The sequence below is a fragment of the Micromonospora sp. MH33 genome, from assembly GCF_003013775.1.
GTDB lineage: Bacteria > Actinomycetota > Actinomycetes > Mycobacteriales > Micromonosporaceae > Micromonospora > Micromonospora fulviviridis.
In genome coordinates this window covers 15,198-27,720 of sequence record NZ_MUYZ01000065.1, presented here as the reverse complement: position 1 = coordinate 27,720, position 12,523 = coordinate 15,198, and the positions used below count along the sequence as shown (strand labels likewise).

Genomic DNA, 12,523 nt, shown 5'->3' with positions numbered 1-12,523 from the left:
GGCCGGCTGGGCGGACGCCGTCGAGGCCGGTCGGACGGTGCTCGCCGCCGCCGGCATCCCGGCCGGCCGGGTCACCGTCCGGGCCGCCGAGCGCGCCCCCTGGCACCCCGGCCGCTGCGCCGAGCTGCTGGTGGACGACACGGTGGTCGGGTACGCCGGTGAGCTGCATCCGACTGTGGTGGCGACGCTCGAGCTGCCCCGACGGACCAGCGCCATGGAGCTCAACCTGGACGCGCTGCCCGCCGCGCCGGTGGTGGCCGGCCCGGCCGTCTCCACCTTCCCGCCCGCCCTCATCGACGTGGCGCTGGTGGTGGACGAGTCGGTCCCGGCCGCCGAGGTGGAGCGGGCCCTCGTCGAGGGGGCCGGCCCGCTGCTGGAGGACGTCCGGCTCTTCGACGTGTACGCGTCCGAGCAGCTCGGCGCGGGCCGCCGGTCGCTGGCGTACAAGCTGACGTTCCGGGCCCCGGACCGCACCCTCGCGGGCGAGGAGGCGGTGGCCGCCCGGGACGCGGCGGTGGCCGAGGCGGCCCGCCGCTTCGGCGCCACCCTGCGCGGCGCCTGACGACGACCGGACAGGCCCCGCCCACCACGGGAGGGGCCCGTCCGCGTGTTCAGCCGGTGAAGGGCAGCGTGATCCGGGAGGAGTCGCCGACGCCCAGCGTGGTCGGGGTGTCGCCGATGGCGTTCCACACCTCGACGCGCACCGTGCCGCCGGCCAGGTCGCCGAGGGCGCCGGTGGCCGAGCGCAGCCCCTGGGTCTGCCGGTAGTGCTCCCAGCCGGGCACCGGGTCGGTGGCGAAGTAGGCGTACGTCTCCACCCGGTCCCAGCCGCCGTCGCCGGTCCGGTCGTACGAGATCCGCACCTGGACCCCGTCGCCCACCGCGGTGCCGGCGTCAACGGACAGGTCGAAGGCGGTGCCCCCGCCGGTCCACCGGCCGGTGATGCCCCGGGCCGTGAAGACCTGCGGGTTGGTGGGCGTGCCGTCGTGGTTGCCCCCGGCGGCGGCCAGGGTCACCGTGCCGGACGTGCCGGTGGCGGGGTCGAGCGCGCCGCCGGCCCGCAGGTAGCGGGTCGCGCTGAACGGGCCCGGAGTCGCCGTGGTGGACGGGCTGGGCGAGGGGCTGGGGCCGCCGCCGGGGCCGAACGGGCTGAGCGTGATCCCGGCGGCCCGCGGGTCGCCGTCGTGCACCAGCGACTCCTGGTTCAGCACGTCGTCGAAGGCGAACCCGTACGCCTTGCCGTCGGCCATGTTGGCGTGCACGATCCGGGAGTAGTGGTTGGTCAGCGCGCCCCGGTAGAAGTCGGCCGGCCCGCCGGAGGGCTGCAGGTCGAGGGTGCCCAGCGTGGAGCGGTGCAGCGCGGCGCAGAGGGTCCGGGCGATCGGGCCGACCACCTGGTCGTTCGGGGCGGCCAGCGCGCCGTCGCAGCCCCACACGTCGGCGCTGGACGGCCGGCGGAAGGCGGCCACCTGCCGGCCGGCGCCGTCCGTGAAGGTCAGCACGTCGCCGCTGGTCCGCCCGTAGTAGCGCACGCCCGGCTGGTCGGTGAAGGGCGCCACGGTCAGCGTCCTGGTCGCGTACGCCTGCCAGGCCGAGGCGATGTACGGGTCGAGGTAGGTGCGGCTGAACAGCCCGGCGTCGGCGGCCTTGCCGGGGGCGAGGACCCGCAGCACGGTGCCGTCGGCGCGGGTCTGCACGGCGCCGCTCCAGCCCGACTGGGCGACGTCCGGGGCGGGGGTGGGCGGCAGGCCGCCGGCCGGCCAGGGGGTGAAGGCGCCGCCAGCGGTGACGTAGCCGAGCCGGCCGGTGGTCAGGTCGGTGCCGAGCACGTACAGCCAGATGGCCTCGGTGCGGCCGGTGGCGTTGGTGACCGTCAGCGGGAGCAGGTCGGGGCCGGTGGCGCGGGCGAGCGAGGCGGCGGCCACCGAGCCGGTGGTGGCCAGGGCGAGCGCGAGCAGGACGCGCAGCAGTCTCCTGGGGGTGGACACGGGAGCTCCTTGCACCCGCCGCGGCCTGCGGCGGGCGCGGGGTGGTGGGCGTGGCGGAGTGCGCGGACGCGGGCGGGACGACCCGAGAGAGCGCTCTCTCAGCATCCGCTTCATATGGGCAGCTGTCAATTCGTCTCTCGCCCCTCGTGTCCGGGCTGTCGCGTAGCGTCAAGGATCGTCCGAAAGGCCAGCGGCGACGGCATCTTCGGCTACCCACGGGTCACTTGCGAGCGGTTAGCCTGCTTGGATTCCGGCCACCGCCGGGATCACCCGCCACCCCACGGGAGTCCAGCCATGTCCCAGGATCCGGCTCCGCCGCCCATCTCCGTCGACGTGTGCATCGTCGGCGGCTGCGGTCGGGTGGGTCTGCCGCTGGGCATCGCGTTCGCCTCCCGCGGTCTGTCCGTCGTGCTCTACGACATCAACGCCGACGCGGTGGCCACGGTGAACGCCGGCATCCTTCCCTTCGCCGAGCCGGGCGCCGCCGAGGCGCTCGCCGAGGCGGTGACCGCCGGCCGGCTGCGTGCCAGCACCGACCCGGTCAGCGTGGGCGCCTCCGAGCACCTGGTCGTGGTCGTCGGAACCCCGGTCGACGAGCACCTCAACCCGGACCTGGGTGCGGTGCCCCGGGCGCTCGAGCGCTGCGCCGAGCACCTGCGCGACGGGCAGCTCGTGGTGCTGCGCAGCACCGTCTACCCGGGGGTGACGGCGCTGACGGAGAAGCTCCTGATCGGCAAGGGCATCCGGGCCGACGTGGCGTTCTGCCCGGAGCGGATCGCCGAGGGCCGGGCGATGACGGAGCTGTTCACGCTCCCGCAGATCGTCGCCGCCCGTACGCCGCATGCCCTCGCTCGGGCGGAGAAGCTCTTCCGGCACCTCACCGAGGAGATCGTGCCGCTCGAGCCGGAGGAGGCCGAGCTCGCGAAGTTGTTCACCAACACCTGGCGGTACATCAAGTTCGCCACCGCGAACCAGTTCTGGATGATGGCCAACGACTTCGGGCTCGACTTCGCCCGGATCCGGCACGCGGTCGCGCACGACTACCCGCGCGCCGCCGATCTGCCGATGCCCGGTTTCGCCGCCGGCCCCTGCCTGTTCAAGGACACCATGCAGCTGGCCGCGTTCAACCGGAACAACTTCGTGCTCGGCCACTCCGCGATGCTGATCAACGAGGGGCTGCCCCTCTACCTGGTGTCCCGACTGGAGGACCGGTTCGATCTGGCGGACCTGACCGTTGGCATCCTCGGGATGGCCTTCAAGGGCGGCAGCGACGATCCGCGGGAGAGCCTGGCGTACAAGCTGCGCAAGATTCTGGCGTTGAAGACCCGGGAGACGCTCTGCACCGACCCGTACGTCGCCGATGACCGCCTCGTCGACCTGGACGAGGTGCTGCGTCGTGCGGACCTGCTGGTGATCGCCGCTCCGCACGAGCAGTACGCCCGGCTGGAGACCGACCTGCCGGTCATCGACATGTGGGGCCTGACCGGGGCCGGGGTGCGGGTATGACACCGCGGGTATCGGTGATCGTGCCGGTCTACAACGAGGGCGAGGCGATCCTGCGCTGCCTGGAGCGGATGCTGCGCGAGATGCTGCTGCCGGCCGAGGTGCTGATCGTGCACGACATGCCGGAGGACACCACCGTCCCGTACGTGGAACAGGTCGCCCGCACCGACCCGAGGGTGCGGGCGGTGCTCAACACCTACGGCCGGGGCCCGGCGAACGCCATCCGGTTCGGCATCGACGTGGCCCTCGCCCCGGTCGTGGTGGTGACGATGGCCGACGGCTGTGACGACCCGCGCCAGATCGACGAGCTGGCCCGGCTGGTGGACCGGGGCGTGGTGGTCGCGGCCGCGTCCCGCTACATGCCGGGCGGGCAGCAGGTGGGCGGGCCGCGGCTGAAGCGGATGATGTCCCGCTGGGCGGGGCGCAGCCTCTACACGTTCGCCCGGGTCGGCACCCGGGACGCCACCAACAGCTTCAAGGCGTACGACACCGCATTCGTCCGCGAGGTGGGCATCGAGTCGCGGACCGGCTTCGAGATCGGGCTCGAGTTGACCGCCAAGGCCAACCGGCTGCGTCTGCCGGTCGCCGAGATACCCACGATCTGGTTGGATCGGCCACTCGGGGAGTCCCACTTCGATCTGGGTCGGTTCCTCCCCGGTTACCTGCGCTGGTACTTCTTCGCCTACGGTCGACGGCTGAGCCGTGAGACGCTGGCGGCCCGGGCGGCCGGCTCGCGGTCGGTTGCGCCGCCACCGCGCGCACCGCATGACAGCACCGAGTACGAGAAGACCGCATAGGAGCGCACGTGGCGAAAGTCCTGGTAACTGGGTCGGCCGGCTTCATCGGGGGCTACCTGGTGCAGGAGTTGCTGGGCCGGGGCCACGAGGTCGTCGGGATCGACAACTTCTCCAAGTACGGCCCGGTCACGCACAGCTACGACGACCACCCGCGGTTCCGGTTCGTCGAGGGCGACGCGCGGGACGTGGACCTGCTGAGCATGCTGCTGGACGGCTGTGACCACCTGGTCGCGGGCGCGGCGATGATCGGTGGCATCTCCTACTTCCACGCGTACGCCTACGACCTGCTCGCCACCAACGAGCGGATCATGGCGGCCACCTGCGACGCGGCCATCCGCGCCCATCGGGACGGCCGGCTGGCGAAGGTCACCTACCTCTCCTCCTCGATGGTCTTCGAGTCCACCGAGCACTGGCCGAGCAGGGAGGGCGACGAGCGGCGCATCCCACCGCCGCTGTCGTCGTACGGGTTCCAGAAGCTGGCCGTGGAGTACTACGCCCGGGCCGCCTGGGAGCAGTACCGGCTGCCGTACACGATCGTGCGGCCGTTCAACTGCGTCGGTGTGGGGGAGGGGCGCGCGCTCGGCCAGGTCGAGGTGCTGTCCGGCAACGTCAAGCTGGCCATGTCGCACGTGGTGCCCGACCTGGTGCAGAAGATCGTCAAGGGGCAGGACCCGCTGCACATCCTCGGCGAGGGCGGCCAGGTGCGGCACTACACCTACGGCGGGGACCTGGCCCGGGGCATCGCCAGCGCGATCGAGCACCCGGCGGCCCACAACGAGGACTTCAACCTCTCCACTGCCGAGTCGACCAGCGTGCTGGAACTGGCCGAGCTGATCTGGCGCAAGATCAAGGGCCCGGACGTGCCATTCCGGCACGTTTCCGACGAGCCCTTCCAGTACGACGTGCAGAAGCGGGTGCCGGACGTGACGAAGGCCCGCGAGGTGCTCGGCTTCACCGCCACCACCTCGCTGGACGCGATGCTTGACGAGGTCATCCCGTGGGTGACCCGGGCGGTCGAGGAGGGCCGCCTCTGACGTCCGCCGTCCGTCCCCTACGGCCCGTGTCGCTCCCCGCGACGCGGGCCGTCGGCGTTTCCGCCTCGGTGATCGTCGTCACGCCATCATTTCCATGCAATGGGATGCATGAACTTGCACTGCCGCGCCCCGCCGACTAGCCTTCTCTGCATAGTCATACGGAGGTGAGTATGGGCATCCGAGTCGCGGTCGCCGGCGCGAGCGGGTACGCCGGCGGCGAGCTGCTCCGGTTGCTCGCCGGGCACCCCGAGTTCGAGCTGGTCGCCGCCACCGCCCACGCCTCGGCCGGCCGGCCCGTCGTCGCCGTACACCCGCAGCTCGCCGGGCTGGACCTGGTCCTCGGGGCGACCGACCCGACCACCCTGGCCGAGGCGGACCTGGTCTTCCTGGCCCTGCCGCACGGCCAGTCGGCGGCCCTCGCCGCGGCCCTGCCCGGCCCGGTCAAGGTGGTCGACCTCGGCGCGGACCACCGGCTGCGCGACGCCGACGCCTGGGCCCGCTACTACGGCGGCGACCACGCCGGGGCCTGGACCTACGGGCTGCCCGAGCTGCCCGGCCAGCGCGCCGCCATCGCCGCGGCCGACCGGGTCGCGAGCACCGGTTGCTACGCGGTCGCCACCACCCTGGCGCTCGCCCCGCTGATCGCCGCCGGCGCCGTCTTCCCCACCGACGTGGTGGTGGTCGCGGCCTCCGGCACCTCCGGCGCGGGCCGGGCCGCCAAGCCCCACCTGCTCGGCAGCGAGGTGATGGGCGACCTGTCGCCCTACAAGGTCGGCGCCCACCAGCACGTGCCGGAGATCAAGCAGGCCACCGGCGCGACCAGCCTCTCCTTCACCCCGGTCCTGGCGCCCATGCCGCGGGGCATCCTGGCCACCGTCACGGCCGTCCCCACCGGCGACGCCGACCCGCGCGAGGTGCTGGCGGCGGCGTACGCCGACGCGCCCTTCGTGCACCTGCTGCCCGAGGGGGCGTGGCCGCACACCGCCGCCACCGCGGGCGGCAACTCCTGCCACCTCCAGGCCACGGTCGACGTCGACTCCGGCCGGGTGATCGTGGTCAGCGCCATCGACAACCTGGGCAAGGGTGCGGCCGGCCAGGCCGTGCAGAACGCCAACCTGATGTTCGGTCTCCCCGAGACCACCGGACTCTCCGTGTTTGGAGCAGCCCCATGACAGTCACCACCCCCCGGGGCTTCCGCGCCGCCGGCGTGGCCGCCGGCCTCAAGGCCAGCGGCGCCGGCGACGTCGCCCTCGTCGTCAACGACGGCCCCGACGCCGGCGTCGCCGGCGTCTTCACCGCCAACCGGGTCAAGGCCGCCCCCGTGCTCTGGACCCAGCAGGTCGTCCGGGGCGGCGTGGTCCGCGCCGTGGTGCTCAACTCCGGCGGCGCCAACGCCTGCACCGGCCCGGCCGGCTTCCAGGACACCCACGCCACCGCCGAGCACACCGCCGCCGCGCTCACCGCCAGCAGCCCCCGGCTCATGGTCGGCGCCGGCGAGGTGGCGGTCTGCTCCACCGGCCTGATCGGCGAGCGCCTGCCCATGGACAAGCTGCTTCCGGGCGTCCGCGGGGCGGTGCGCGGCCTGTCCCGCGTCGGCGGCCATCCGGCCGCCGAGGCGATCATGACCACCGACACCCGGCCCAAGACCACCGTGGCCCGGGGGAGCGGCTGGACCGTCGGCGGCATGGCCAAGGGCGCCGGGATGCTCGCCCCGGCCATGGCCACCATGCTCTGCGTGCTCACCACCGACGCGGTGGCCGGGCCGGAGACCCTGGACGCCGCGCTGCGCGCCGCCACCCGGGTCACCTTCGACCGGGTCGACTCCGACGGCTGCATGTCCACCAACGACACCGTGCTGCTGCTGGCCAGCGGCGCCTCCGGCATCGAGCCCAGCGCCGCGGAGCTGACCGCCGCGGTCACCGCCGCCTGCCACGACCTGGCCCAGCAGCTGATCGCCGACGCCGAGGGCGCCACCAAGCAGATCGCCATCGACGTGGTCGGCGCGGCCGACGAGGACGACGCGGTCGAGGTGGGCCGCTCGGTGGCCCGCAACAACCTGGTCAAGACCGCGCTGTTCGGCAACGACCCGAACTGGGGGCGGATCCTCGCCGCCGTCGGCACCACCACCGCCGCCTTCGAGCCGGACGGCGTGGACGTCGCGGTCAACGGGATCTGGGTGTGCCGGGGCGGCGCCGCCGCCGAGGACCGGGCCAAGGTGGACCTCGGTGGCCGGGACGTCACCATCCGGATCGACCTGCACGCCGGCGAGGCGGCGGCGACGATCTGGACCAACGACCTGTCGCACGCGTACGTGCACGAGAACTCGGCGTATTCATCGTGAGCGCGAGGAACGCGGCGCGGCGGAGTCCCGCAGTCGCGAACGGAAGGCTGGCGCAGTGAGCCTCACCGCCGACCTCACCCGGGCCCAGGCCAAGGCCGAGACGCTGATCGAGGCCCTGCCCTGGCTGGCCCGCCTCTCCGGCGCCACCGTCGTGGTCAAGTACGGCGGCAACGCCATGGTCGAACCCGAACTGCAGCGGGCGTTCGCCGCGGACATGGTCTTCCTCCGGTACGCCGGCCTCAAGCCGGTCGTCGTGCACGGCGGCGGTCCGCAGATCTCCGCCATGCTCGGCCGCCTCGGCATCGCCAGCGAGTTCAAGGGCGGCCTGCGGGTCACCACCCCCGAGGCCATGGACGTGGTCCGGATGGTCCTCGTGGGGCAGGTCGGCCGCGAGCTGGTCGGGCTGATCAACGCGCACGGCCCGTTCGCCGTCGGCCTCTCCGGCGAGGACGCCGGCCTGTTCACCGCGGTGCGCCGCCCCGCGTACGTGGACGGGGAGCCGGTCGACGTCGGGCAGGTCGGCGACGTGGAGTCGGTGGACGTCTCCGCGGTGGCCGACCTCATCGCGGCCGGCCGGATCCCGGTCATCTCCACGGTCGCGCCGGACGCCGACGGGGTCCTGCACAACCTCAACGCCGACACGGCCGCCGCCGCGCTCGCCGTCGCCCTGGACGCCCGCAAGCTGGTCGTCCTCACCGACGTGCCCGGCCTCTACGCCGACTGGCCCGACACGGCCAGCCTGGTCAGCGAGATCACCACCGACGACCTGGCGAAGCTGCTGCCGTCCCTGGGATCCGGGATGGTCCCGAAGATGGAGGCCTGCCTGCGGGCGGTGCGCGGGGGAGTGCCCGCGGCGCACGTCGTCGACGGCCGGGTCGCCCACTCGACGCTCCTCGAAGTGTTCACCTCGGAAGGATTCGGCACGATGGTGGTGGCGGAATGAGCACGCTGGTGCAGCGCTGGGGCGCGTCCATGATGGACAACTACGGCACCCCGCCGCTGGCGCTCGTCTCCGGCTCCGGCGCCGTCGTGGTCGACGAGGCCGGCCGGGAGTACGTCGACCTGCTCGGCGGCATCGCGGTCAACGCCCTCGGCCACGCCCACCCGGCCGTGGTGGCCGCCGTGTCCCGGCAGGTCGCCACCCTCGGGCACGTGTCGAACCTGTTCGTCGCCGAACCGCCGGTGGCCCTGGCCGAGCTGCTGCTGGCCCTGGCCGGCCGGCCGGGCCGGGTCTTCCTGGCCAACTCCGGCGCGGAGGCCAACGAGGCCGCGTTCAAGCTGTCCCGGCTCACCGGGCGCACCCACGTGGTGGCCACCCACGGCGGTTTCCACGGCCGGACCATGGGCGCCCTGGCGCTGACCGGCCAGCCGGCCAAGGCCGACCCGTTCCGCCCGCTGCCCGGCGAGGTCACCCACGTCCGGTACGGCGACGCCGCCGCCCTGGCCGAGGCGGTCACCGACGCCACCGCCATGGTCATTATCGAGCCGATCCAGGGGGAGAACGGCGTCGTCGTCCCGCCGCCCGGCTACCTGGCCGAGGCCCGCCGGATCACCGCCGCGCACGGCGCGCTGCTGGTGCTCGACGAGGTGCAGACCGGCGTGGGCCGCACCGGGCACTGGTTCGCCCACCAGGCCGAGGGCGTCGAGCCGGACGTCGTCACCCTGGCCAAGGGGCTCGGCGGCGGGCTGCCGCTCGGCGCCTGCCTGGCCTTCGGGCGGGCCGCCGAGCTGCTCACGCCCGGCTCACACGGCACCACGTTCGGGGGAAACCCGGTCAGTTGCGCCGCCGCGCTTGCCGTGGTCGCCACCATTGCCAACGAGGGGCTGCTCGACCACGTCAAGCGGATCGGGGAGCGGCTGCGGCGCGGCATCGAGGGGCTCGGCCACCCGCTCGTCGCCGAGGTCCGCGGCGCCGGCCTGCTGCTCGGCATCGTGCTCGACGCGCCGGTCTCCCGCGCGGTGACCGGCGCGCTGCGGGAGGCCGGGTTCCTGGTCAACCCGGTGCAGCCGGGCGTGGTCCGGCTCGCCCCGCCGCTGATCCTCACCGCCGAGCAGGTCGACGCCTTCCTCGCCGCGCTGCCCGCCGCCCTCGACGCCGCCGCGCCCGCCCCCATCACCGCCACGGAGGTCCCCGCATGATCCGCCACTTCCTGCGGGACGACGACCTCTCGCCCGCCGAACAGGCCACCGTGCTCGACCTGGCCGCCCGGATGAAGGCCGACCGGTTCGCGTTCCAGCCCCTCGCCGGGCCGAGGTCGGTGGCGGTGCTCTTCGACAAGCAGAGCCTGCGCACCCGGATCTCCTTCGACGCCGGCATCGCCGAACTGGGCGGGCACCCGCTCGTGGTGGACACCCAGGTCACCCACTTCGGCCGGGGCGAGACCCTCGCCGACGCCGGCCGGGTGCTGTCCCGCTACGTCGCCGCGATCGTGCTGCGCACCCACGGCGACGACCGGATCGCCGAGGTCGCCACGCACGCCACCGTGCCGGTGATCAACGCGCTCACCGACACCTACCACCCCTGCCAGCTCCTCGCCGACCTGCTCACCGTCCGGGAGCGCTGCGGCGCCACCGCCGGGCGCACCCTGGCGTACCTCGGGGACGCCGCGAACAACATGGCGCACTCCTACCTGCTGGCCGGGGCTACAGCCGGGATGCATGTGCGGATCGCCGGCCCGGCCGGATTCCAGCCGGAGCCCGAGATCGTCGCCCGGGCCGAGAAGATCGCCGCCGGCACCGGCGGCTCGGTCCGGGTGCTCACCGACCCGGTCGAGGCGGTCCGCGCCGCCGACGTGGTCGCCACCGACACCTGGACCTCGATGGGCCAGGAGTCCGACGGCCAGGACCGGACCACCCCGTTCCTGCCGTACCAGGTCAACGACGCGCTGCTCGGCCACGCCGCGGCCGACGTGATCGTGCTGCACTGCCTGCCCGCCCACCGGGGCGAGGAGATCACCGACGAGGTGCTCGACGGGCCGCACAGCGCCGTCTTCGACCAGGCGGAGAATCGCCTGCACGCCCAGAAGGCGTTGCTCACGTTTCTCCTGGAGGCATCCGGGAGCGCGAGGAGTGAGCTTGCGAGCCCCGCAGTCGCGACCAAGGAGGCCCGGTGACCGCCCCGCTGACCCGCACCGCGCGGCACGCCCGCATCGTCGAGCTGATCCGCGACAAGGCCATCCACTCGCAGACCGAGCTGGCCGACCTGCTCGCCGGTGACGGCATCCAGGTCACCCAGGCCACCCTCTCCCGGGACCTCAAGGAACTCGGGGCGGTCACCGCGCGGGGCGGCGACGGGCGGGGCGTCTACCTGATCCCGGAGGACGGCCACCGGCCGCTGCGGGAGGCCGAGGCCGCACCGGCCCGCCTCGTCCGGCTGCTGCACGAGCTGCTCAACGGGGTCGACTCCAGCGGCAACATCGCCGTGCTGCGTACCCCGCCGGGCGCAGCCCACTATCTGGCCAGCGCGTTGGACCGAGCGGGCCTGTCCGAGATCGTCGGCACCATCGCCGGCGACGACACCATCCTCGTCGTGGCCCGCGAGGCCGTCGGCGGCGCCGCGCTGGGCGACAAGCTCGCCGGGTGGGCCCGCCGGGAAGAGAACGTTGAAGGGAGCACCACACCATGACCGAGCGGGTCGTCCTGGCGTACTCCGGGGGTCTCGACACCTCCGTCGCCATTCCCTACCTGGCCGAGCAGACCGGCGCCGAGGTGATCGCGGTCGCGGTCGACGTCGGCCAGGGCGGCGAGGACCTGAACGCCATCCGGCAGCGCGCGCTGGACTGCGGCGCCGTCGAGTCCGAGGTGGTCGACGCGCGTGACGAGTTCGCCGCCGAGTACTGCCTGCCGGCCATCCGGGCCAACGCCCTCTACATGGACCGCTACCCGCTGGTCTCCGCGCTGTCCCGGCCGCTGATCGTCAAGCACCTGGTGGCCGCGGCGAAGAAGCACGGCGGCACCATCGTGTCGCACGGCTGCACCGGCAAGGGCAACGACCAGGTCCGCTTCGAGGTCGGCCTGTCCGCGCTCGCCCCCGACCTGAAGATCATCGCGCCGGCCCGGGACTTCGCCTGGACCCGGGACAAGGCCATCGCCTTCGCCGAGGAGAAGGGCCTGCCGATCGACGTGTCGGCGAAGTCGCCGTACTCCATCGACCAGAACCTGTGGGGACGCGCGGTGGAGACCGGCTTCCTGGAGGACATCTGGAACGGACCGATCGAGGACCTCTACTCCTACACGGCCGACCCGGCCGAGCCGCGCGACGCCGACGAGGTGGTGATCACCTTCGACGCCGGCGTGCCGGTCGCCGTCGACGGCGAGACCGTCACCCCGTACCAGGCGATCCTGGAGCTGAACCGGCGCGCCGGCGCCCAGGGCGTCGGCCGGCTCGACATGGTCGAGGACCGGCTGGTCGGCATCAAGAGCCGCGAGGTGTACGAGGCTCCCGGCGCGATCGCGCTGATCGCCGCCCACCAGGAGCTGGAGGCGGTCACCGTCGAGCGGGACCTGGCCCGGTTCAAGCGCGGCGTCGACCAGCGCTGGGGCGAGCTGGTCTACGACGGCCTCTGGTTCTCGCCGCTGAAGAAGGCGCTCGACGCGTTCATCGACGACGCCCAGCAGCACGTCTCCGGCGAGGTGCGGCTCACCCTGCACGGCGGCCGGGCCACCGTCACGGGCCGGCGCTCCGAGGCCAGCCTCTACGACTTCGGCATGGCCACCTACGACACCGGGGACACCTTCGACCAGTCCCTCGCCAAGGGCTTCGTGCAGCTCTGGGGCCTGCCCAGCAAGATGGCCGCCGCGCGGGACGCCCGGCTGGGCGGCTCCTGATCGTGAGTGCGAACGCGAGGAGTGAAGGAGCGA

Annotated in this window: 11 protein-coding genes and 1 pseudogene; 11 read left to right on the top strand and 1 reads right to left on the bottom strand. The window is 73.4% G+C overall.

From position 1 onward, the window contains the following. Window positions 1–562: pseudogene (locus B0E53_RS13235) on the top strand (phenylalanine--tRNA ligase subunit beta); the annotation flags it as partial. Between the two features lie 49 nt (window positions 563–611). On the opposite strand, the gene B0E53_RS13230 reads toward B0E53_RS13235, so the two are convergent. Further along, the gene (locus tag B0E53_RS13230) at window positions 612–1,988 is read right to left on the bottom strand and encodes a beta-1,3-glucanase family protein (RefSeq protein WP_281492855.1); all 1,377 of its coding nucleotides are present in this window, start codon (window positions 1,986–1,988) and stop codon (window positions 612–614) included. A 294-nt stretch (window positions 1,989–2,282) separates the two neighbouring features. Here B0E53_RS13230 and B0E53_RS13225 point away from each other — a divergent pair, with 294 nt between their 5' ends. From B0E53_RS13225 to B0E53_RS13180, 10 genes are all read left to right on the top strand, one after another. Further along, complete coding sequence (locus B0E53_RS13225; protein WP_107076339.1) at window positions 2,283–3,494, top strand: nucleotide sugar dehydrogenase; 1,212 nt, start codon at window positions 2,283–2,285, stop codon at window positions 3,492–3,494. Continuing rightward, window positions 3,491–4,288 carry a glycosyltransferase family 2 protein gene (locus B0E53_RS13220; protein ID WP_107076338.1) on the top strand — a complete coding sequence of 266 codons (798 nt, stop codon included), beginning with the start codon at window positions 3,491–3,493 and terminating at the stop codon, window positions 4,286–4,288. Before B0E53_RS13225 ends, B0E53_RS13220 begins: the two co-directional genes overlap by 4 nt. An 8-nt stretch (window positions 4,289–4,296) precedes the next feature. Continuing rightward, entirely contained in the window at window positions 4,297–5,322 is a 1,026-nt protein-coding gene (locus B0E53_RS13215; protein ID WP_107076337.1) for an NAD-dependent epimerase/dehydratase family protein, read from the top strand. 170 nt (window positions 5,323–5,492) lie between these two features. Further along, entirely contained in the window at window positions 5,493–6,494 is a 1,002-nt protein-coding gene (gene argC, locus B0E53_RS13210; protein ID WP_107076336.1) for an N-acetyl-gamma-glutamyl-phosphate reductase, read from the top strand. Further along, complete coding sequence (argJ, locus tag B0E53_RS13205) at window positions 6,491–7,663, top strand: bifunctional glutamate N-acetyltransferase/amino-acid acetyltransferase ArgJ (RefSeq protein ID WP_107076335.1); 1,173 nt, start codon at window positions 6,491–6,493, stop codon at window positions 7,661–7,663. The genes argC and argJ overlap by 4 nt, the downstream gene beginning before the upstream one ends. Before the next feature lie 55 nt (window positions 7,664–7,718). Beyond that, on the top strand, window positions 7,719–8,606 hold the full coding sequence (argB, locus tag B0E53_RS13200) for an acetylglutamate kinase (RefSeq protein ID WP_107076334.1): 888 nt from the start codon (window positions 7,719–7,721) through the stop codon (window positions 8,604–8,606). After that, the gene (locus B0E53_RS13195) at window positions 8,603–9,802 is read left to right on the top strand and encodes an acetylornithine transaminase (protein ID WP_107076333.1); all 1,200 of its coding nucleotides are present in this window, start codon (window positions 8,603–8,605) and stop codon (window positions 9,800–9,802) included. The genes argB and B0E53_RS13195 overlap by 4 nt, the downstream gene beginning before the upstream one ends. After that, entirely contained in the window at window positions 9,799–10,776 is a 978-nt protein-coding gene (gene argF / locus B0E53_RS13190) for an ornithine carbamoyltransferase (protein ID WP_107076332.1), read from the top strand. The genes B0E53_RS13195 and argF overlap by 4 nt, the downstream gene beginning before the upstream one ends. Then, window positions 10,773–11,288, top strand: coding sequence for an arginine repressor (locus tag B0E53_RS13185; protein ID WP_107076331.1), 516 nt, complete (start codon window positions 10,773–10,775; stop codon window positions 11,286–11,288). Before argF ends, B0E53_RS13185 begins: the two co-directional genes overlap by 4 nt. Beyond that, window positions 11,285–12,490, top strand: coding sequence for an argininosuccinate synthase (locus B0E53_RS13180; RefSeq protein WP_107076330.1), 1,206 nt, complete (start codon window positions 11,285–11,287; stop codon window positions 12,488–12,490). Before B0E53_RS13185 ends, B0E53_RS13180 begins: the two co-directional genes overlap by 4 nt. The last annotated feature ends 33 nt before the right edge of the window (window positions 12,491–12,523 follow it).

What these genes read in the sequence shown, in the direction of transcription:
- argF (WP_107076332.1), top strand. Translation starts at nt 9,799, where the DNA reads ATGATCCGCCACTTCCTGCGGGACGACGACCTCTCGCCCGCCGAACAG.
- B0E53_RS13195 (WP_107076333.1), top strand. Translation starts at nt 8,603, where the DNA reads ATGAGCACGCTGGTGCAGCGCTGGGGCGCGTCCATGATGGACAACTAC.
- argC (WP_107076336.1), top strand. Translation starts at nt 5,493, where the DNA reads ATGGGCATCCGAGTCGCGGTCGCCGGCGCGAGCGGGTACGCCGGCGGC.
- B0E53_RS13180 (WP_107076330.1), top strand. Translation starts at nt 11,285, where the DNA reads ATGACCGAGCGGGTCGTCCTGGCGTACTCCGGGGGTCTCGACACCTCC.
- B0E53_RS13220 (WP_107076338.1), top strand. Translation starts at nt 3,491, where the DNA reads ATGACACCGCGGGTATCGGTGATCGTGCCGGTCTACAACGAGGGCGAG.
- B0E53_RS13225 (WP_107076339.1), top strand. Translation starts at nt 2,283, where the DNA reads ATGTCCCAGGATCCGGCTCCGCCGCCCATCTCCGTCGACGTGTGCATC.
- argJ (WP_107076335.1), top strand. Translation starts at nt 6,491, where the DNA reads ATGACAGTCACCACCCCCCGGGGCTTCCGCGCCGCCGGCGTGGCCGCC.